This is a genomic window from Paenibacillus sp. J31P190 (genome assembly GCF_059692075.1).
The window spans coordinates 476358-498101 of sequence record NZ_JCAUAS010000002.1; the positions used below are offsets into that span (position 1 = coordinate 476358).

19 protein-coding genes are annotated in these 21744 nt (G+C 44.8%); 9 read left to right on the plus strand and 10 right to left on the minus strand.

The features are described 5' to 3' along the window. Nucleotides 1–8: 8 nt before the first annotated feature. The 7 genes from AC58U0_RS05610 to AC58U0_RS05640 all read left to right on the plus strand — a co-directional run bounded on the left by AC58U0_RS05610 (nt 9) and on the right by AC58U0_RS05640 (nt 7613). The gene (locus tag AC58U0_RS05610) at nt 9–1748 is read left to right on the plus strand and encodes a proline--tRNA ligase (protein ID WP_497378021.1); all 1740 of its coding nucleotides are present in this window, start codon (nt 9–11) and stop codon (nt 1746–1748) included. Beyond that, complete coding sequence (locus tag AC58U0_RS05615) at nt 1741–2988, plus strand: glutamate-5-semialdehyde dehydrogenase (RefSeq protein ID WP_497378022.1); 1248 nt, start codon at nt 1741–1743, stop codon at nt 2986–2988. The genes AC58U0_RS05610 and AC58U0_RS05615 overlap by 8 nt, the downstream gene beginning before the upstream one ends. Nucleotides 2989–3016: 28 nt before the next feature. Further along, entirely contained in the window at nt 3017–3886 is an 870-nt protein-coding gene (gene proC / locus AC58U0_RS05620) for a pyrroline-5-carboxylate reductase (RefSeq protein ID WP_497378023.1), read from the plus strand. A gap of 43 nt (nt 3887–3929) precedes the next feature. Continuing rightward, nucleotides 3930–5198 carry a 2,3-diketo-5-methylthiopentyl-1-phosphate enolase gene (locus tag AC58U0_RS05625; RefSeq protein WP_497378024.1) on the plus strand — a complete coding sequence of 423 codons (1269 nt, stop codon included), beginning with the start codon at nt 3930–3932 and terminating at the stop codon, nt 5196–5198. Then, nucleotides 5195–5857 carry a 2-hydroxy-3-keto-5-methylthiopentenyl-1-phosphate phosphatase gene (locus tag AC58U0_RS05630; protein WP_497378025.1) on the plus strand — a complete coding sequence of 221 codons (663 nt, stop codon included), beginning with the start codon at nt 5195–5197 and terminating at the stop codon, nt 5855–5857. The genes AC58U0_RS05625 and AC58U0_RS05630 overlap by 4 nt, the downstream gene beginning before the upstream one ends. Continuing rightward, entirely contained in the window at nt 5854–6495 is a 642-nt protein-coding gene (gene mtnB, locus AC58U0_RS05635) for a methylthioribulose 1-phosphate dehydratase (RefSeq protein ID WP_497378026.1), read from the plus strand. The genes AC58U0_RS05630 and mtnB overlap by 4 nt, the downstream gene beginning before the upstream one ends. Nucleotides 6496–7103: 608 nt before the next feature. After that, nucleotides 7104–7613: a hypothetical protein gene (locus AC58U0_RS05640; protein ID WP_497378027.1), complete on the plus strand. Its 510-nt coding sequence runs from the start codon at nt 7104–7106 to the stop codon at nt 7611–7613. A gap of 57 nt (nt 7614–7670) precedes the next feature. Here AC58U0_RS05640 and AC58U0_RS05645 read toward each other — a convergent pair whose 3' ends face one another. The 8 genes from AC58U0_RS05645 to AC58U0_RS05680 all read right to left on the minus strand — a co-directional run bounded on the left by AC58U0_RS05645 (nt 7671) and on the right by AC58U0_RS05680 (nt 16196). Next, entirely contained in the window at nt 7671–8345 is a 675-nt protein-coding gene (locus tag AC58U0_RS05645; RefSeq protein ID WP_497378028.1) for a DnaD domain-containing protein, read from the minus strand. Between the two features lie 42 nt (nt 8346–8387). Beyond that, nucleotides 8388–9677: an asparagine--tRNA ligase gene (asnS, locus tag AC58U0_RS05650; RefSeq protein WP_497378029.1), complete on the minus strand. Its 1290-nt coding sequence runs from the start codon at nt 9675–9677 to the stop codon at nt 8388–8390. Between the two features lie 143 nt (nt 9678–9820). Then, on the minus strand, nt 9821–11029 hold the full coding sequence (locus tag AC58U0_RS05655) for an acetate/propionate family kinase (RefSeq protein WP_497378030.1): 1209 nt from the start codon (nt 11027–11029) through the stop codon (nt 9821–9823). Next, the gene (locus tag AC58U0_RS05660) at nt 11026–11898 is read right to left on the minus strand and encodes a 3-hydroxyacyl-CoA dehydrogenase family protein (protein ID WP_497378031.1); all 873 of its coding nucleotides are present in this window, start codon (nt 11896–11898) and stop codon (nt 11026–11028) included. Before AC58U0_RS05660 ends, AC58U0_RS05655 begins: the two co-directional genes overlap by 4 nt. Nucleotides 11899–12220: 322 nt before the next feature. Then, nucleotides 12221–13726 (minus strand): AAA family ATPase, encoded by a 1506-nt coding sequence (locus AC58U0_RS05665; protein WP_497378032.1) that lies wholly within the window; start codon nt 13724–13726, stop codon nt 12221–12223. Further along, complete coding sequence (locus AC58U0_RS05670; protein WP_497378033.1) at nt 13719–14249, minus strand: hypothetical protein; 531 nt, start codon at nt 14247–14249, stop codon at nt 13719–13721. The genes AC58U0_RS05665 and AC58U0_RS05670 overlap by 8 nt, the downstream gene beginning before the upstream one ends. A 114-nt stretch (nt 14250–14363) precedes the next feature. Beyond that, complete coding sequence (locus tag AC58U0_RS05675) at nt 14364–14858, minus strand: cell wall elongation regulator TseB-like domain-containing protein (protein WP_497378034.1); 495 nt, start codon at nt 14856–14858, stop codon at nt 14364–14366. A gap of 42 nt (nt 14859–14900) precedes the next feature. Beyond that, nucleotides 14901–16196, minus strand: coding sequence for an amidohydrolase (locus tag AC58U0_RS05680; protein WP_497378035.1), 1296 nt, complete (start codon nt 16194–16196; stop codon nt 14901–14903). Between the two features lie 245 nt (nt 16197–16441). On the opposite strand from AC58U0_RS05680, the gene AC58U0_RS05685 reads away from it, so the two are divergent. After that, nucleotides 16442–17068, plus strand: a complete 627-nt coding sequence (locus tag AC58U0_RS05685; RefSeq protein ID WP_497378036.1) for a DUF47 domain-containing protein — start codon at nt 16442–16444, stop codon at nt 17066–17068. A 64-nt stretch (nt 17069–17132) separates the two neighbouring features. Next, a complete protein-coding gene (locus AC58U0_RS05690; protein WP_497378037.1) occupies nt 17133–18134 on the plus strand; it encodes an inorganic phosphate transporter in 1002 nt (333 codons plus the stop codon). Nucleotides 18135–18175: 41 nt separating this feature from the next. Here AC58U0_RS05690 and AC58U0_RS05695 read toward each other — a convergent pair whose 3' ends face one another. Both AC58U0_RS05695 and dinG read right to left on the minus strand, forming a co-directional pair. Beyond that, nucleotides 18176–18796: a redox-sensing transcriptional repressor Rex gene (locus AC58U0_RS05695; RefSeq protein ID WP_029193054.1), complete on the minus strand. Its 621-nt coding sequence runs from the start codon at nt 18794–18796 to the stop codon at nt 18176–18178. 2 nt (nt 18797–18798) lie between these two features. After that, entirely contained in the window at nt 18799–21654 is a 2856-nt protein-coding gene (gene dinG, locus AC58U0_RS05700) for an ATP-dependent DNA helicase DinG (RefSeq protein WP_497378038.1), read from the minus strand. Between the last annotated feature and the right edge of the window lie 90 nt (nt 21655–21744).

Consider the following 21744-nt stretch of genomic DNA (forward strand, 5'->3'; position numbering starts at 1 on the left):
TCTGGGCTATGAGACAACAACGATTGCTTAACCCAACCCTGCGTGACGTTCCGGGAGATGCAGAAGCCGCTAGCCATCGACTGATGCTGCGTGCAGGATTAATACGACAGCTCTCCAGTGGCATCTACTCCTACTTACCCTTAGGTCTTAAAGCCCTGCAAAACATACAACAAATTGTCCGAGAGGAAATGGATGCAGCCGGTGCACAGGAAATGCTAATGCCAGCTCTTCACCCTTCCGAACTGTGGAAGGCCTCAGGTAGATGGGATGTCTATGGTCCCGAGCTGATGCGTCTGGAAGATCGGAACGGCCGAGAGTTTGCACTAGGAGCAACCCATGAGGAAGTCATCACGACGATCGTGAAGGACGAGATTCATTCCTACAAGAAGCTGCCTGTCACGCTATATCAGATTCAAACGAAGTATCGCGATGAACGCAGACCGCGATTCGGTCTGCTCCGCGGACGAGAATTCCTTATGAAGGATGCCTATTCCTTTGACCGTTCGGAAAGCGGACTTGATGCTAGCTATCAAAGTATGTTTAACGCTTATGTTAACATTTTCACACGCTGCGGATTGCAATTCCGAGCGGTTGAGGCCGATTCCGGCGCAATCGGCGGGACAGATACCCATGAATTCATGGCCCTGGCTGATGTTGGTGAGGATACAATCGTCCACTGCACCTCCTGTCAATATGCAGCGAATATTGAAAAAGCAATCGGAACGGTACCGGAACAACAGATATCCGAGCGAGTGAATAACATTTTACCAGCTTCGCAACCATTGAAAGTTCACACACCGCAAGTGACAAGCATCAAGCAGCTTAGTCAATTTCTGCAAATAGACGCCAATCAAATCATTAAATCGGTTGCCTTACAAGCAGATGGATTGCCTGTTATTGTCCTCCTGCGAGGCGATTATGAATTAAATGAGATCAAGCTGAAGCAAGCCATTGGCACTAATAACGAGGTTTCCATGCTTTCCGAAGATGACATAGAGAAGCTAGGATCCATTGCCGGATTTATCGGTCCCATTGGACTCCAGAATGTGAGAATCATCGCTGATTCCTCTATTAAGGGCATGAAGGATACTGTCGTTGGAGCCAATGAGTCTGATTTCCATTTGATGCATGTGGAGGTTGAACGCGATTTAGGAACGATATCTTATCATGATGTGCGCAATGTCGCCCAAGGTGAGTTATGTTCCCATTGCGGGCACGAGCTCTCTTTTGCGAAAGGGATAGAACTTGGCCACGTATTTAAGCTTGGTACCAAATACAGCCGTTCTCTTGGCGCAACGTTCAGCGACGAGAACGGGGTTTCCGAGCCCATCATTATGGGCTGCTATGGCATCGGTGTCTCACGTGTGCTGGCTGCCATTATCGAACAAAACTATGATGAACGAGGCATTATATGGCCTGAGTCCATTACACCTTTTACTATTCATCTTCTGACCGTTCATGTTCAGGATGAAGTTCAAATGAGATTATCCGAAGAGATTTATACGACGTTAATTAGGGCAGGTTACTCTGTCCTATGGGATGATCGAGATGAGCGTCCTGGCGTTAAATTCAATGATTCGGACTTGCTCGGCTTCCCTTTGCGAATAACTGTCGGCAAGAAAGCAAGTGAGCGAGTTGTAGAATGTAAAGAACGCCGAGATGGCAGTCAATATGAACGATCTGTCGAGCATATACTTACGCATTGTCATTCCTTATTCCAAACAGGAGGTCGATCTTCCCATGAGTGAAGTCGTTCAAAAATCTAAATTAGCCAAACAAGCTGCCCAGATCATGGGTAATCTTACAACTGAACAAAAGAATGCAGCACTGCTCCTTATGGCGGATAGCCTTGTAACGGAGCAGCAGGCGATTATCGAAGCGAACGCCAAAGATTTGCAGCGAGGCAAAGAAATAGGCACAAGCGCTTCCCTGCTCGACCGTCTAGCCCTAAATGAATCCCGCATTGCAGCGATCGCTGAAGGTCTGCGCCAAATCGCCGATCTCCCCGATCCTGTTGGGGATACTTTAGAAGCATTTGAACGTCCAAACGGACTCCGCATTCGCAAAATCCGTGTGCCCCTTGGTGTAGTTGGCATTATATATGAAGCAAGACCTAACGTCACCGTTGATGCCGCTGGTTTGTGTCTTAAGACAGGCAACGCAGTCGTTCTGCGTGGCGGTTCTTCAGCTCTATTTTCCAATGAGAAAATCGTTGAAGTTCTGCACGGTGCATTAAGCCGTTCTGCCATTCCCGCTGATGCGCTTCAATTGATTCTAAGCTCAGACCGCAGTTCCGTTGATGAAATGCTGAAATTGAATGGACTCATCGATGTACTCATTCCAAGAGGCGGACATTCGCTTATTCAAAATGTTGTCAATAACGCCTCTGTTCCTGTCATTGAAACAGGTGCGGGTGTATGTCATACTTTTATAGATGAAAGTGCACAGCTCGATATGGCCGTTCGCATCGGTATCAATGCCAAAGCTCAGCGTCCTTCTGTTTGCAATAGCATGGAAACATTACTTGTGCATGAGTCTATTGCAGAAAAGCATTTGAGTGCCATAGCAGAAGCTTTCAAAGGTGCTCATGTAGCGCTCAAAGGTAACGAGCGAGCTCGTGAGTTAGTGCCTAGTATGCAAGCTGCCGAAATCGAAGACTGGAAAACCGAATATGGGGACTACATTCTTAACATCAAAGTTGTGAAAGATCTCGATGAAGCCCTTGCTCACATTCGTGAATACGGCACGATGCATTCCGAGTGTATCGTGACGGAAGATGCGGCCAATGCCGAAAGATTCTTACAAGAAGTGGATGCAGCGGCTGTTTATCACAATGCTTCGACTCGCTTCACCGATGGTTTTGAATTCGGCTTCGGCGCGGAAATCGGCATCTCCACCCAAAAGCTTCACGCTCGCGGACCGATGGGTCTACCCGCATTAACTTCAACCAAATACCGCGTTTATGGAAGCGGACAAATACGCGAATAACGATTCAATATTCAAGGAGGAATGTACGATGTCCACTACTTTATCCCAAACCAAAATTGCCTTTGTCGGCGCTGGTTCGATGGCGGAAGCGATCATCCGCGGACTCATTGAAACAAAAGTCGCTGATCCCCAAAATATATATGTGATGAATCGCTCGGATCAAGACAGGTTAGCTTTTCTGCGATCGGAATACGGTCTGCAAGCAACGTCAGACCCGTTAACAAAGGAAACCTATCTGCGTGAAGCCGATGTCGTCGTTCTCTGCATGAAGCCTAAGGATGTGGAGAATGCCTTCGCCGAGCTGCAGCCGCTTTTGAACGAACAGCAGCTTCTTGTTTCGGTAATCGCAGGGCTCTCTATCGCGAAAACAGAAGCTCTGCTGCAAACCAATATGCCGATTGTTCGCACGATGCCGAACACGTCCAGCACAATTGGTCTAGGCGCTACAGGGATGAGCTTCTCCTCCAAGGTCAATGCTACATTCAAACAAGTTGCTACCCAAATGTTTGAAGCCGTTGGTATCGTAACGATCGTGGAAGAAGAGAAATTAGAAATTCTGACAGGCGTGTCTGGGAGCGGTCCTGCTTATGTCTACTATTTCATGGAAGCTATGATCAAAGCTGGTATTGAGGGTGGTCTTTCCGCAGAAGATGCCCATCAATTGACACTTCAAACGGTGCTCGGAGCCGCGCATATGGTTCAGCTCACACAAGAAAATCCTGCTGAGCTTCGCCGTAAGGTTACATCGCCCAATGGGGCTACGCAAGCTTCTATTGAAGCGTTGGATCGTTTTCAGTTTAGCGAAGCTATCTCACAAGCTGTATTCCGTTCTGCAGAGCGAGCTAAAGAAATGGGCGAACAAATAGCTGCGCCAAGCCCCGCAGTGAAATCCTCCTAATTTCATGAGGTCTAATTCTATCTAAAGCAGGTGAATGTTTACGATGAACGCATATTGTCTAGCCACCTATCGGAGTTTCGACGAGAAAGCCGATTTTCATAAAAAAGCAACAAGCATCGCTGTCGGCCTTACGGTTGGCAGCTGGACCGAACTGCCAGAAGCGCAAAAAGCGCAAATGGAGAAGCATTTAGGGAAAGTGATTTCGGTTGAAGTCCATGAACCCGCTCAGGGAGAACCTATTTCAAATCGCTATGCAGATATCACCATCGCATATCCAGATGTGAACTTCAGCAGGGACATCCCTGCCTTGTTGGTCACCGTATTCGGTAAACTGTCGATGGACGGGAAAATAAAGCTAATTGACTTATCTTTCTCATCTGACTTCTTATCTGCCTTCTCCGGTCCCAAATTCGGTATGCAAGGTGTGCGAGATCTCCTTGGTGTGCATGATCGCCCTTTATTAATGAGCATCTTTAAATCGGTAGTTGGGTATGAGCTTCCAGCATTACGCGAACAATTTTATTTGCAAGCAGCTGGCGGTGTGGATCTCATTAAAGACGATGAGATTCTTTTTGAAAATCCATTAACACCATTGGAAAAACGGATCGAGATTTGCCTGCAAGCTGCTGCACAAGCTACCCAAGAAACAGGTCAAAAGCTGCTCTATGCTGTCAATTTAACAGGACCAACATCCAAGCTTGCATCTCAAGCCAAGAAAGCAATCGGTGCTGGAGCTAACGCTTTACTATTTAATGTATTAGCTTACGGTTTCGATACGCTTTATGAATTAAGCTCCGACCCGGAGATAACGATTCCGATCATGGCTCATCCAGCCATGGCAGGCGCTACTTATCCGTCACCGCACTATGGGATATCCGCTTCTGTGCTGCTTGGCAAGCTTATGCGTTTGGCCGGAGCAGATTTAGTGCTATTCCCTTCTCCTTATGGCTCTGTCGTTATGCCTAGGGAAGAGAATATGGCGATTAAGCACGCGCTTCTAACAGTTGATTTACGTAAAGATTACACCTATAACGCTCCTGCCGATGTACAATTGAAATTAGCTTCATGCTTTCCTGTCCCGTCGGCAGGCATTCACCCTGGACTTGTCCCGCTTATTCTGCGTGATTTTGGCAAGGATGTCATCGTTAATGCAGGTGGCGGCATCCATGGACATCCGCTTGGAACGATTGCAGGTGGGCAAGCCTTCCGTCAGGCGATTGATGCAACTATGCAAGGAATTACACTTCAAGACTACGCCCGAACACATCCAGAGTTACAATCAGCTATTGACACTTGGGGGATCAGAGAATGAGTAAGGAACGCATTATTTTTTGCGACTTTGACGGTACTATTACCGTGAACGATAACATCGTTGCCATCATGAAGCATTTCAACCCAGCTGGTTGGGAAGCCATCGTGGAACGAATTTTAGATAAAAGCATCTCGATACGTCAAGGTGTTGGTGAAATGTTCGCCCTCCTCCCTACTTCCCGTAAGGATGAGATTGTCGAATATGCGATCAATAACGCTGTGATTCGTGATGGATTCAAAGAATTCGTAGATTATTGCAAAGAACAGAATATCAAGCTTTTGATTACGAGCGGAGGCATTGATTTTTTTATCTATCCACTGCTGAAGCCTTTTGCAATCCCAAGTGAGCATATCTACTGCAATGCCAGCACATTTGAAGGAAACACGATTGAGATTTTGTGGCCAAACCGATGTGACGAGCATTGTACAACAGACTGTGGGATGTGCAAAACAAGCATTATTCGCTCTTATGACGCTAATCGATATGAGCGAATTATCATCGGTGATAGTATAACGGATTTCGAGGGCGCTAAACTAGTCGATACGATCTTTGCTCGTTCTCATCTCATCGATATGTGTAAGCAGCTTGACTATCCGTATTACCCATTCGAGACTTTCTTTGATATTATGAAGCAATTGGAGGCTGAACCTGTAGTATGAGTATTTTACTGGAAGACAAACAGCGTGCATTCGCTGATTTGCGTGATATTAAAGCAAACTTGGCGGCCAGAGGATGGTTTCCTGCAACAAGCGGCAATCTGTCTGTTCGTGTGGGCGGCTTCGAGCCTGACGCATTCACATTCGCTATCACATCAAGCGGTAGAGATAAATCCGTACAAACACCTGAGGATTTTCTACTCGTGAATGAGAAAGGTCAACCGACGGAAGCTACTAGCCTGAAGCCATCGGCAGAAACCTTGATTCATAGTGAAATCTACCGCTTAACAGGTGCAGGCGCCATTTTTCATGTACATACGATATTCAATAATTTGATCTCTGAACTGTATTGGGAACGTAAAAGCATACCTGTAGACGGTGTTGAGCTTATTAAGGCGTTCAATATTTGGGATGAAGAAGCTCAGATCGAAATTCCCATTTTGCCCAATTATGCTGAAATCCCTCGCATCGCAGAGCTGGTGGAAGGTGCGATTGTTCCGCGAATTCCTGGTATCGTGCTGCGTAAGCATGGCATTTATGCCTGGGGAGCGAATGCTTTTGAAGCTAAGCGCCATCTCGAAGCGTTCGAGTTCCTTTTCGAATATGTTTACCGCACGCACTTGCTGCATAAAGGCATTTAATAGCTGTATACGAATAAAAAGTCAGGTCCTTGCCCAAATGGGCGAGGCTCTGACTTTTTTTGTCTCATAGAATCACGCAAGATGGGTAAAACTACTTTTACTTGTTAAATCCGTATGCAAAGGAATACAAATACGCCTATGTTCTCAGTCATTAATACAAGTTTATTTCTACTTCTATTCATCTCTTATGTATATGTCAAAAAAAACATGAATCTCTTCGAGGTCTTAGTCTATTGGTTTTGGGTCTCATTGTTCGGTGAAGATTTTTCTGAAATTGTAGTAACGAATTTACACCTGATTGTGCCTTATCGCACTTACCAAATATTTTGGGATACTATGTTCTATTATTTATTACTATTTCCTATGTCTATGATTTGGTTTCTGCATTTTTATTTAAAATTGCATCATAAGGGGCTGCGCACGATTCTGACTATTATTTATACCCTTATTTTAGCAAGTATGCCTATTGTTATGGAGCTTGCCGGTTATGTATATATCGTGCAATGGAAATTTTGGTGGTCTTTTGTAGTATGGTTAACTTTTATCGTTTCTACTGTGGGACTCATGTACGCACTTCGTTGGTTGAAAGGTAGGGGCAAACAACCTGTATGATCTTAATTCCACCGATTACTTTTGACGCAAACGAAGGCTTTGCTACGATCATTATGATCGCAATGATCCTGCTGTATTGCATGCTCCCTAAGCGAATTCCGCTTCCCATCGCACTGCTCATGATGATTTTCGACTCCTATTTGGGACGAGCCGTCGATAATATCTTGTCTTCCTCTTACCCTTATAATGTGTATGATATCATGGATACCCCGGACTATGATTTGTTCGATTTTCTGCTTTACACGATTCCTTTTCCTCTAGTTGGTTATTTTTATGCGTATTTTTATGACAAGTATCCAATTCGTGCTCCTTTTCAGTTTATACATATCCTCGTTTGGTCGGTTGCGTCAGTTGGCTTTGAAGCTCTTGCTGTCACCTTTTCGGTGTTTCAATATTATGGGTGGCAGCTAATCTACTCATTTCCTGTCTATCTCTTAACCTTTGGTTTGAACACACTCTTATATAGTCTGGCTAAAAAGCATTACAAAAACTGGCAGCCCCAATGAAAAAACGTCCCATTTTCTCCAGTTGAGAACTGTGAGAAGAATAGGACGTTTTTCTTACTATCTAGATTGTCGAAACCGTTGTGAATATTCCTTGGCTTGGTCCACAGTCGCAACTCGATTGCGGCTCCATTCCAATAATATTCGGTCAATGTAACGGAAATGCACTTTACCTGCAAATACAGCTTCTTTGAGAGCCGTCATAATGAGCTCTTCTTTGTACATATCCTTATCCAACCAACCGCTGATTGTTTCCAGTTCCATAGGCGTTAATGGACGTGCAAATTCTTTTTCGAATGTTGTATAAATATTTTTAGCACTCTCGTCAGACGGGATGGATGCGCGGATCGTGCTTAACTCTGCCATCTGCTGCTCAGCCACCCGTTTGGCTAATTTTTGGTATAACGGCGTAAGATTGTATCGCTCACTGCGTATCCCCGTTATTTCTGCTGTATCCTCATCAATTGCGATGAACTGCTCATGAATCAATTTCTGCAGACTGGCAATGACCAGATCTGGTGAAGCTGACATGCGGAATTGAATCTCATCCGTGGTCGGAAAATCGTTCTTTTCTTTTTCTAGAAATGATATCAAATGAATCAATGTCATGACTTCAATTTCGGTCAACTGAAGGGCGCGGTAATTCTTGAGAAGAAGGCTTGGGACTCCGACATTCCCTTCCAGAAAGCCGGCCACAAGGGCGGCTTCTATCTGCTGTTGTGTACTAGATTGCATTACTCATCCGATCCCCTTTCTACCCATGGTCGATAAACCCGTTTACGGGTACAGACGGTATAAGAGACGAGGAAATGGAATCGTTTCGCGCACGTGATCCAAACCACAAATCCAAGCAACCGTACGTTCCAGACCAAGTCCGAAACCGGAATGCGGCACGGTGCCATATTTCCGAAGATCAAGGTACCATTGATAGGCTTCTTTCGATAACTCATGCTCCTGGAAGCGTTGCTCCATTAGCTCAGGATCATCAATCCTTTGGCTGCCTCCAATGATTTCTCCATACCCCTCAGGCGCAATCATATCGGCGCAAAGCACAACTTCCGGGCGGCTAGGATCAGGCTTCATATAGAATGCTTTAATTTCTGTCGGCCAATGCGTAATGAAAACCGGTGTTTCATATTGAGCAGCAATCGCTGTTTCATGCGGAGCACCGAAATCCTCGCCCCATTGGAATTCATGACCATTCTTTTGTAGATAGTCTACCGCTTCATCATACGTAATCCGCGGGAAGCTGCCTTGAATTTTCTCCAACTTCGTTGTGTCTCTTTCTAAGGTTTCCAGCTCTGCTCCGCAATTTTTGAGCACGGTTTGAACGATATAAGAAACGAATTGCTCCTGCACTTCCAGGTTCTCAACATGATCGACAAAAGCCATTTCCGGTTCAATCATCCAGAACTCGATAAGATGTCTGCGTGTTTTGGACTTCTCTGCACGGAATGTAGGACCGAAAGAGTACACACGGCCAAGTGCCATCGCAGCTGCTTCCATATAGAGCTGTCCGCTTTGTGTAAGGAAGGCATCCTCATCAAAGTATTTGGTATGAAACAAATTCGTTGTTCCTTCACATGAGGAAGGGGTTAGAATCGGAGGATCGACCAAATGGAAGCCACGCTCATTGAAAAATTGCTGAACGGCCTGAATAATTTGAGCGCGAATCACGAGCACAGCACGCTGACGCGGACTTCGAATCCACAAGTGGCGGTTATCCATTAAGAAATCAACGCCATGTTCTTTCGGAGTTATCGGATATTCTTCCGTCACTTGGATGATTTCAATGCCTAGGACATCAAGCTCATAGCCGCCTTTACTCCTCGTATCCTCTTTCACTTTGCCAGTTATGTAAAGTGAGCTTTCCTGCGTCAGCTTAGAAGCAGCTTCCCAAACGTCTTCTCCTACGTCACTTTTGACCACGACACCTTGTATATATCCGGAACCGTCTCTTAGTTGTAAAAACTGAATTTTACCACTTGAACGTTTCTTGTTTAGCCAACAGCCAATGGTAACCGACTCGCCGACATGATGTTTAACTTCGCTTATCGTACTTTTCATTCTGCTTTAGAACCTCCTTAAAGTTTTCGTGAAAATCTAGACTTCGTCATTTTATTCAATAAATTCCGATACCTCGAGCCTATTGAATACTTCTTTATTGTACACTATTTCCATAAGAAAACCTCTATCAAGGCATTCAAAAATCAGATGGTTTGTGACTGAACGAGTCCAAATGTATCTCGAGCGATCACCCACTCCTCATTGGTTGGGATCACAAGCACTTCCACTTTGGATCCTTGCTTCGTAATCCGCCGCTCCAGACCTCTCCCCTTGCGGTTCGCTTCTTCATCGAATTCCACACCAAGGAATGTCAGCCGTTCGCACACCGTTTGACGAAGCAGCTCGGAATTTTCTCCGACGCCAGCTGTAAAAACAATCGCATCGATGCCATTCATCGCTGCGGCGTATGCGCCTATGTATTTGCGCAGCCGATACTCATACATCTCAAAAGCAAGCGCGGCGTTCTTATCACCCGCCTCCAATGCTTCGACAATCTCCCGCATATCGCTGGAGATTCCCGAGATCGCCTGCAGCCCGCTGTGCTTATTCAGCATGGAGCTGATCTCGCCCAGCGTCAAATCCTCCTTGCTCATCGCATAGGGCACGATGGCTGGATCGAGATCGCCGCTGCGCGTGCCCATCATCAGCCCTTCGAGCGGGGTCATCCCCATGCTCGTATCCACGGACTTGCCGCCCATCACGGCGGCGCAGGAAGCTCCGTTACCAATGTGACAGGTAACGAGCTTCAGCTGCTCCAGCGGGCGGCCTAGGAAGGCTGCGGCACGTTCGCTCACGTAGTTGTGCGAGGTGCCGTGGAAGCCATAGCGGCGCACCTTGTGCTTCCGGTACAGCGCCATCGGCACCGGGTATAGGTAGGCGTGCGCCGGCATCGACTGATGGTAGGCGGTGTCAAAGACGACGGCCTGCGGCACGCCGGGCATGTTCGCCTCCACCGCTGAGATGCCGAGCATATGCGCCGGATTGTGGAGCGGCGCCAAATCAAAGAGCCGCTTGATCTCCTTCTTCACCTCGTCAGTAACGAGGACGGAGCCCTTGAAGGATTCGCCGCCGTGAACGACTCGGTGGCCGACGGCGTCGATTTCCGACGTTGACGCCAGCACGCCGTGTTCAGGGTGCACCAGCAGCTCCAGCACCTTGCGAATAGCTTTCGTATGCTCGAGAATCTCTCTAACCTCATGAACTTCCGCTTTTCCCGTCGGTTCATGTGTTAATATAGCCGTTTCCATCCCGATTCGCTCTACCTTGCCTTTGGCGAGAACGGATTCATTTTCCATTTGGAAGAGTTGGTATTTAAGCGAAGAGCTCCCTGCATTTATAACGAGAATATTCACAAGCGATCACCATCCTTGTCATAACGGAAAAAGCCTTCTCCTGTTTTGACTCCTAGGTGCCCCGCTCGTACCATTTGTTTCAATAGGAAGGATGGACGGTACTTCATGTCCCCATAATCGCGGAACATACCTTCTAGGGCTGCATGTACCGAATCTAACCCGAATCGGTCACACATTTCCAGAGGACCATATTTGAAATCATAGCCGATCCGCATGGCGTTATCGATATCCTCAGCGGAAGCCACACCTTCGGACAGTGTGTGCAGCGCCTCATTAATCAATGTGCAGATAAGCCTCGTTGTAATGAAGCCAGGCGATTCCGTGACTTTAATACTTTTCTTTAAAAGGAGTTCGTCCACGAAACGGCGTGTTCGATTGAAGGTTTCGTCTGACGTTTTCATCGCTCGAATAATTTCGACGAGGTTAATTTTCGCCACGGGATGCAAAAAATGAAGTCCAATCACACGTTCGGGATTCGTGGTGACCGCGGCAATCTCAGTCACGCTAAGGGTGGATGTATTCGTTGCTAAAATTATGGCTGGCGAACAAATTTGATTCAGTTGGAAAAATACATGCTTTTTAGCATTCAAGTCTTCCGAAATTGTCTCTATGACCATATCACAAGCGGCCATGTCTTCCAGCGAATCGGCTTTTCTGATTTTGGCTAAAATCAGCTTCTTCTCAGTCTCTGTCAATGACCAACGTTCTATTTGCTTATCTAAGCTGACCGTAATCTGTTCCATGGCTCGATCGAGCTTATCTGTTGTTTTTTCAACGAGTAATACGTCCAAACCACGGGCAGCGAGCATTTCTGCAATCCCCTGTCCCATCGTTCCCCCACCGATTACACCTATTGTTTTGAATACCATAACAAGTTTCTCCTTCTCCCACGCTGCGTTCACTACCAACTACTTATTATTCTCATTCTCAATGAATTATCAATTCAACCTCGTCTTGAAAACTCAATCATATCATACAATTTTTGTTCTCCGATTTCATTAGTATACACAAAACATTCGCGAGATTATCTCAGCTTTGACACAATTCAGGCATGTAGGGTTGGGATGCGATCAAATTATGTCTAGAACCCTTCAGAACCGCGTTTTCCCCGCGAATGTTGCAAAAAATACATCAATTCCTCCCAATGGTAAAAATACGAAAAAACCGCTGGCCACAAGGCCAACGGTCAACTTATGCACTCTTCGAAACAGAAGCATCAAACAGATTGCGGAACGTGTCACCTGAAAGAACTTCTTCTTTCATCAAAATCGCAAAGGAATGTTCGAATACACTACGCTGCTGCTCTAAAAGCTCCTTTGTGCGAATCATCAGCGCATCAAGGATGATCGTATTCTCTTTCATGAGCTGATCCTTCGTCACCATATCACGGTCAATGATACCGAGGGAAGTAAGTCCGGAATCCATCATATTACGAACCATGGAAAGTGATTGCTCGAAATCGTTACGCGAACCTGTACTGCGTCCACCATAGAAGATTTCTTCAGCCGCGGCGCCACCGAGAGCAATCATGATTTGCTGCTCAATATAATCCTTGGTGTACAAATAATGATCTTTAGGCGGATTATGACGCACATATCCCAGCGCTTTCCCCCGCGGACTAACGGTAACCTGAGAAACAGAGCCAGGGCGAACAATTTCAGCAACAATCGCGTGGCCCAATTCGTGATATGCGACGCGCTCTTTTTCCTCTTGCGCCGTTTCTTTATCCGTTCTTTCCCCCATCATCACTTTATCAATCGCGGAAGCTAGATGGTGCTGTTCGATAGCCAGTTTATCTTCTCGCATGGCATAAATGGCGGCCTCATTCAGAACGCCTTCAAGCTGTGCACCAGAGAAACCGAAGGTTTGATCAGCAATCAAATCCAAAGAAACGCCTTGAGCCAGCGGTTTGTTTTTCACATGAATATCAAGAATGGATAGACGGCCTTTTTTATCCGGTAAGTCAACTTCAATATGACGGTCAAAACGTCCAGGACGCAATAAAGCACTGTCGAGAATTTCTTTGCGGTTTGTTGCTGCAATGATCAAAATACGGGGAGCATCATTCGTATGAATACCATCCATTTCAGTTAATAGCTGGTTCAACGTCTGATCGTACTCACGATGTTGACCTCCATCACGTTTACCACCGATAACATCAATCTCATCAATAAAAATAATCGCATTGTCTTTGCCTTCTTTAACAGCGCGTGTTCGAGCTTCTTTAAAAAGGTCACGCACACGGCTTGCACCGACACCGACGTACATTTCAACAAATTCACTTCCTGAAGCAGCCATATAAACAGAATTCGTGTAATGCGCGGCCGCTTTCGCCATTAACGTTTTCCCTGTTCCTGGAGGACCCGTAAGCAGAATCCCTTTGAGTGGACGAATCCCTAATTTCTTAATTTCTTCATGCTTGATCAGAAAATCAAGTGCTTCCATCAATTCTTTCTTAGCGCGATCTTGTCCACCGATCTCATCGAACGTCAAATACGAGGGCGTACGATTTTTGCTTTTACGATCACTGCCGCCCGCAGATATCCCGGCACCGCCGCGGCCTTTAATCATGTAAAACAAGGAAACACCCAATACACTAACAAACAAGATAGGTATTACATTCACACCTAGAAAAACTAAAAAGATCAAGAGAACCGGAATAAATCCAATCCCAATTTCTTTATATATTTTACTCATTCGGCCACACTCCTATCTGGGAAGTTCTAGGTAGCATGATGAATTTAGTGGCATCACCATCTGTTAAACGAATATATACATAATTTTGATCCATTTCGCTATCTACTTTCATCGTTGGAACTCCCTCAGCATATTTTTGCAGGGTTGTTGGAATATCTGCATAATGCTTCGTTTCCATCGCTTGTGCTACATCAAATAATGCTTTAGACCACCACTGATCCAGCTTCTCGGAAGGGTTGCTCTTCACATCTATATTTACAGTACGCTTACCGATAATGGATGCACCGTCTGTATGAATACGTTCGACAACATTTCTTAAATTCGCCTCTGGATTTAGACTAACTTGTATGTCAACTTGGTTATTGTCCAGTTTCATCGTTGAGCTTGTCACACCGGGAACTTTGCTAATGATATCAGATAATGGATTCTCCATAGCTAAACTTGTGTAAGCGAACCAACCTCCGAATAGAACTCCAGCAGAGATAATAACACTCAGGACGACAGGTAAGAGACGCAGCTTCATCAGTCAACGTCCCCCTTTCTATACGTATTTTGTTGCCTCAATTGCTATACGATGAGTATATCACGCGATACATACATTAGCTTTATGAAATGAGTGGAAACAACAAAACTCAGCCTAATGAAGGCTGAGCCGGTACGTATCCATATAGAGTCCATCTTTGAATTTGTAATAATCATAGAAATAACGAGTGCTACTGCTTTCTTTCTTTTTATAGAAGACTTCCCAGACATAATCATTGCCAAGCTTACCTGGCAGCACACGTTCTATTTCAATCTCTGGAGCTTTTTTTAACACGGTGTCACGTACTTGCGATTCGGTGAAAGCTTCAGCAGTCATCTCAGCATGTATACCTTTGTCTGAAACCCAAACGATAACACCTTGACCCAACTTATCTTCACCATATACGATTTGGAGTGGTTCATCTCCATAGAAGAAATCCACCTTGGTAGCTTTCGTCATAATACTTTTCTCATATGCTGTTTCTACCGCTTTGCGCTTATTGTCCCAGTGCTCATTCTGAACATTTAAATAAAAGCGGCTAAGCACTACACCAAGTGTCAAAATAATAAACACACCGAACGTTATGATCCTTGTTCGCTTTGCATTCATGAACGCCGCTCACCTCCCCAGACGAACTTACAAGGAAATCACTTAGCCAATGAGCTTATCAAAGCTTTGTTCAAACTCACGCTTAATTTTTTCTTCATCAAGTGTTAAACATTCACCCTTGCGGACAATCCAATTTCCGTCTACACACACATCAACTACATCTTTTGCACATGCAGAGTAAACAATATGGGACACGAAGTCCGTTTTCGGTAGGAAATGCGGTTGGTCAATATCCAGTGCGATAAAGTCTGCCTTCATGCCCGCCTGAAGTAGGCCTACATTATCTAACCATACTGATTCTGCGCCCATTTTGGTTCCCATTAGAAGCGCTTCTGCAGCAGGAACAGCCAGTGGATCGCCAGAAACACCTTTGTGAATCAGCGCGGCAAGTCTCATTTCTTCGAACATATCCAAGTTATTATTGGAGGCTGCTCCGTCCGTTCCAAGCGAAACCTTCACGCCTGCACGAAGAAGTTCAGGAACTCGGGCAACACCGCTAGCAAGCTTCAGATTGCTTCCTGGGTTGTGGGAAATACGAACATCGTATTGCTTAAGGATATTAATTTCTTCATCGGTGAGATGAACACCATGCGCGATGAGCGTCGGTCTGCTGAATACGCCATGCTTTTCTAAATGTGCAACGGGTCTCAAACCGTATTGATCAACATTTCCTTGGACTTCACGACTTGTCTCCGACATATGGGTATGAATGGGCAGGTTTAAATCATGGGCCACTTGAACAATCCGCTCTATATAGTCAGGTGGACATGTATAGGGTGCATGTGGAGACATCATGGTTGTGATTCTTCCATTCGCACCGCCATGCCAGTTTTTTGCGAACTCGGTGGCTTCTTTCAATTTAGCATCTTGTACGTCCGGTGGACAAAGACCAATAATTCCTCGAGTCAGAACACCGCGCATACCAGACTCTTCAACGGACTTAGCAACTTCGTTCATATGGTCATACATATCTACAAAAGTCGTCGTACCGCCTTTAATCATTTCTAGAATAGATAACTGCGTCCCCCACTTCACATCTTGGGCGCTGAATTTGGCTTCCATTGGCCACATTTTCTCTTCTAACCAAATTTGGAGCGCAAGATCGTCACCGTATCCGCGTAAAAGTGACATCGCTGCGTGACCATGCGTATTCACAAGACCAGGCATATAAAGCTTGTTCGTGCCGTCAATCACTTCGTCATAATTTTCCCGAGGTTCAGGTATTGCCTCACCGATGTATGTAATTTGGCTGCCCTCTATAACCATACAGCCTTTGATGGACGATTTCGCTTCATTATTTGAGATAAAAATACCGTTCATAATTAATGTTTTTTTCATACTAAAAAACCCTCTCTATGCTCATTCTATTAATGACATTGCTTTATAAACTTTACATCTTCGGGCTTGTAAAATCAAGGAAGCCAAGAGATGTTAAGAAATTGTTAAATGTCACGGAATTTTCGTTGCTTTCGATGCAATTGTTATGATACTTTTAACTTTGTGAGTTTTTTCTACCATTTGGTCTGTTTATCTTATATATTCGATCAAAACTTAGTACATATAGCAAAATATAGGAGGATTATATGACAACGTTATTCACGAAAAAGAATGAAGTTGATTTCTTGCAACTTCTCATCCGTGCTGCAGAGAACGCCTTGCAAACTGCTCAATTATTTCGCACAGCTATGATGGGTGATAAACCGCCGATTGAGTATGTAAAAGCCATCAATGATTTAGAGCATGCAGGCGATTCCATTACTCACGAAATTTTTAAAGGTTTAAACAAAGTATTTATTACACCGATTGATCGTGAAGACATTATGGTTCTAGCCTCCAAAGTTGATGATGTAACAGATGGTATTGAAGCTACAATTGCTCGTTTCGACTATCTTGCTGTATCCCATACAGATTCTTATATGAAAGAGTTTTCGGCTGTCATAGTAGACTCTTGCCAGCATATGCTGGATGCTTTCAAGCTTCTGGCTAAGAAAAAATATATGCAAATTCCCGAGCATACGGTTGCTATTAATTCCCTCGAGAATGACGGAGACCGTTTGATGCGTGAAGGGATTCGGCAAATTTTCATCACACGTAAAGACCCGTACGAAGATTTTAAACTAAAAGAAATCTATGAGCGTTTGGAAGAAACAACGGATGCTTGTGAAGATGTAGCCAATATCCTTGATAGCGTTGTACTTCGCTATTCATAAGGCACACTCGTGTCCTATGTCTACGAAGAAAGTTTTCCAAATGGAAAACTCTTAGGAGGAAATCATGTTAACTTATTTAATCGTTATCGTTGTACTTGCCTTACTTTTTGATTTTATTAATGGATTTCACGATACGGCTAATGCGATTGCAACTTCGATCTCCACACGTGCCTTAAGTCCACGTGTAGCCATCGCCATGGCAGCCACACTCAATTTCGTCGGAGCCATGGTTTCCTCTAAGGTAGCCAAAACCGTTGGAGGAAGCATAGCCAATCCTGCCAAAATTGAAAACGGCGTTGAAATCGTCATCGCTGCGTTACTTGCGGCTATCATTTGGAATCTGTTGACTTGGTATCTGGCGATTCCTTCCTCTTCTTCGCATACACTCCTTGGTTCTCTAGCTGGAGCTGTTATCGCTGGCGCTGGGGTTCATGCGGTAAATTGGAGTGGTTTTACTCAAATTATTATCATTTTGGTTTTATCGCCCATTATTGCTTTCGGACTAGGTTACTTAATTATGATCTTGATTAAGTACATCATTCTATGGTCTGGGAATACATCCAGATCGAAGCTAAATCGCGTATTCCGTACCTTGCAAATTTTATCCGCGGGATTGCTTTCATACTCCCATGGTGGAAACGACGCACAAAAAGCAATGGGCATTATCGTGTTTGGTTTAGTCGCAGCTGGTGTTCAAACAGACTTGGAAGTGCCGCTGTGGGTGAAAATTGCTGCCGCTTTGGCCATGGGACTTGGAACATCCATCGGTGGATGGCGAATTATTAAAACCGTTTCTGGTAAGATTGTTAAAATCGAGCCGATCAATGGCTTTGCCTCAGATTTGACGTCATCACTCGTTATTCAATTCTCTACCCATTTGGGTAAACCATTGTCCACAACGCATGTTATTTCCTCCGCGATTATCGGGACAGGCAGTGTCATGCGTTTCCATGAAGTTCAATGGGGCACGGTTGGCCGCATGTTAATCACTTGGGTTATTACAATTCCAATCAGCATCGCGCTCGCATTCTCGATCTACTTCGTATTGTTCAGATTGATTTTCTAAAATAAAGGCACGACCCAAGGTAAATTGGGTCGTGCCTTTTTCTAATCCAAATAATAAGCTAAACTTTGCAATTCTGTTGTAAAATCCGCATGATGCACACGCACCTCAGGAGGAACTTTAATGATGACCGGAGCAAAATTCAATATCGCTTCGATCCCGCAGTCCACGAATTGATTGGCTACATTTTGAGCTTCGTTCGCAGGAACGGTAATGATGCCGATACGAACGCCTAATTCGGATAAAACCTTCTTCATCTCATGCATCGGTTGAACGATTAGATTGTTAATCGACTCCCCTGCCTTACTTGGCATTGCATCAAAAACAGCGACAATCTTCATATCATTTCGTAAGTAAGTATTATAATTGCATAAAGCACGGCCTAGGTTACCCGCTCCAACAAGAGCAACTTGAATATGTCGATCCAACTTCAGGATCTGTCTAATCTTCTCGATCAAGTAAGCAATGTCGTAGCCAATTCCCTTTTTGCCAAATTCCCCGAAATAAGCCAAATCCTTACGAATCTGTGCCGGATTCAGATCGAGCTTTTGACCCAAATCCTGCGAAGATACCGTCGATACATTTTTCATTGCAAGTTCATTCAGAAAGCGTAAATAAATGGGCAGCCTTCGAACGACGGCTTCCGATATTTTTTGTGTTTTCAACTCTATGCCTCCCCCATCCACTCTTCAATCCTAGGTAACATTTGCTCGGTCGTCATATGTTCAATCTTCGGACCAGGCAATGAATAAAGGAAGTGCTTGCCATAATACGTATCAATGACACGAGTATCATAGATGATAACGATGCCTTTATCGGTTGCACGTCTAACAAGTCGGCCAAAGCCCTGCTTAAATCGAATGACCGCCTGCGGCACAGAAAATTTCATAAATGGATTTTCGTTGCGCTTCTTAATATTTTCACATTTAGCCTCAACAAGAGGGTGATTTGGCGGTTGAAACGGCAATCTTATAATAGCAAGACAGCTTAGCGCATCTCCTGGAATATCGACACCCTCCCAGAACGAGCTGGTGCCCAGTAGGACGCACATTTTGTTATCTTGGAACATCCGGGTCAGTTTACTCCGATTACCGCTGTCTACCCCCTGCCCGAGCACGGTGATCCCATGTGGCTTCAAGAGATCCTTCATGCCGGCATAAATTTGCTTAAGCATACGATTCGAAGTGCACAAAATCAACATTCGTCCTTTGGTAATTCGCGCAACATCGCTAAGCGACTCAATAAGTGCGTTGATAAAAACAGGATCACCAGCACCTTTGATTGTTGGGAAGTTCCGAGGAATGACGACGAGAGCCTGTTCTCTATAATTAAAAGGAGATGGCAATTGAACAGTTTTCAGCTTGCCCGATTCTTCATCCTCAGGGATGACTAACCCTAATTGATCCGCTGAATATTGAAAAGATTTATTAACAGACAACGTCGCGGAGGTCAGGATAATACTGTCTTTGGTCTCAAAGAAATGCTGCTGCAGCAAGCCACTTACATCCGTAGGCACCGATACGAGCTGCAGTGACTTCGATTTAGCATAGGTACCCGCTTCCATCCAATACACATAACCCTCATCAGCCATTTTCATAAAAAAGTGCAGGGCATCTCGATGGTTATACAGCTCCTTTACCGTGCCATTCAAATCAGTGACTAAACCTTGGACCCCAAAAACTTCCTGCATGTCCTTCACTTCATTTAACAATTTATCAAGCGTGCGCAGTAAATCATTCGCATTCAAATAAATATTGTCTTCCATGATCAGAAGCTCTCGCCACTCGGGTGGAAGCGTTTCAGGCTTCATCCGCAGTACGTATTGTGAGTTTTCCGATTGCGAAGGATCGCTCCTAGAAGATAACAGCTCATAGAGCGCTTCACTAAGCCGATCCCAATCCTCTTTGATTTGCACGATTTTGGGAAATAGCCCATCGATCGTTTGACTCCAAGCGGCCGCGCGTTCCTGCTGCTCATCCGATTTCTGCAATCGAAACCGCAGCATTGGTAATTGGCCGCTGCGATTATCTTTATATAGCCATAGCAACGAATGATAAAATGCGGAAGAATGCAGCTCAATTCCAAGATGCTTACTGGCCACTTCTTCAAAGTGGTGCGCCTCATCAATGACAAGGTGCTTGTAAGACGGTAGAAGGCGGTTCTCAGCCTTCATATCCGTGAAGAGGAGGGAATGGTTCGTAATAATCACATCGGCCGTATTGGCATCATTCCTAGCGCGATGATAGAAGCATTTTTTGTACCAAGGACACATGCGATTTAAACAAGAATCAGTGTCACTTGCAACCGAATACCAAAATTGCGCACCCTTATTGCCAAAATGCAGCTCCTCTTCATCTCCATGCTCCGTCTCACTAAGCCATACAACCATCTGTGCTGCCGTGATCGGATCTTCCTTGCCATTCTCGTAATCACGTGTTGTTAGCTTTGTCTCGAATTTACGAAGGCATAAGTAATGACTTCTGCCTTTAAGTACAGCAGCTTTGAAAGGGATAGGGAAAATCTCCTTCAAGAGAGGAATGTCCCGCTCACGGAGCTGTTCTTGTAAGTTAATCGTGTGTGTAGAGACAATCACTTTCTTCTCATACTTGATGCCATAATAAATGGATGGTATTAAATACCCTAGCGACTTCCCTGTTCCTGTTCCCGCTTCAATCATCAAATGTTGATCAGCCCTTAGTGACTTTTCAACTTCCCGGATCATCTGCTCTTGGGATTCACGGTCTTCAAAGATCTCGAATTTTTCACGTAAGGCTGTTTTCAAACCTTGATGAAACTCCGTAAAGGAAGAACCTAAACCATCCGCATCGGAGTCGCTGCGCGTATCTTCCTCATCGCCCCAATCAGTGACATTAAGTGTAAATTGCCGAAAATATCGATTCGTATCCATATCCACACTGGTTATAGACTCTTTGTAAACACATATTTCATCGAGGAACCAGCCCAAATCACTGTTGCCGTTTTCGAAAATATGCTGCAAGCGTTGAACGGTAAGAAGCGGCAGCCCCAGCAAGCGTTCCATACAAATAATCCAAATGGCTGCCGTTACTTCTGCATCACTATCCGCTTGGTGTGGCCTTTCATGATCAATACCGAACAATCCAGCCACCATGCTAAGCTGAAGACTCGAAATAGATGGAAATAAGATGCGCAGCAAATCCATCGTATCCAGCACACGTCCTGAGAAAGGCGGGTATCCTGTTTTCGTTAGTCCTTTTTGCAAAAAGGATAAATCAAAAGCCGCATGGTGCGCCACAAGCACACAATCAAACAACAGCGGAAACATATCCGCCATGACTTGGTCAAGCGAGGGAGCATCCGCAACCATGTCTTCCGTTATCCCTGTAAGTGTTGTAATCGAAGAAGGTATACTTATCCCTGGTTTGACCAGAGAAGTATACCTGTGAGTAATTTGAAATTGATCTATAATGACGAGTCCAACCTGAATAATTTCATCCGCAGGCTGACTTCCTGTCGTTTCAAAATCCAAAACTGCAAATTTCATGACGTGTATCTTCAATCCTTTCGTCCTGCACTTCTCCTAGCATACCAAATCTTATTAGGAAAAGGGAATACCCAGTTAGCCGCTTCCGTT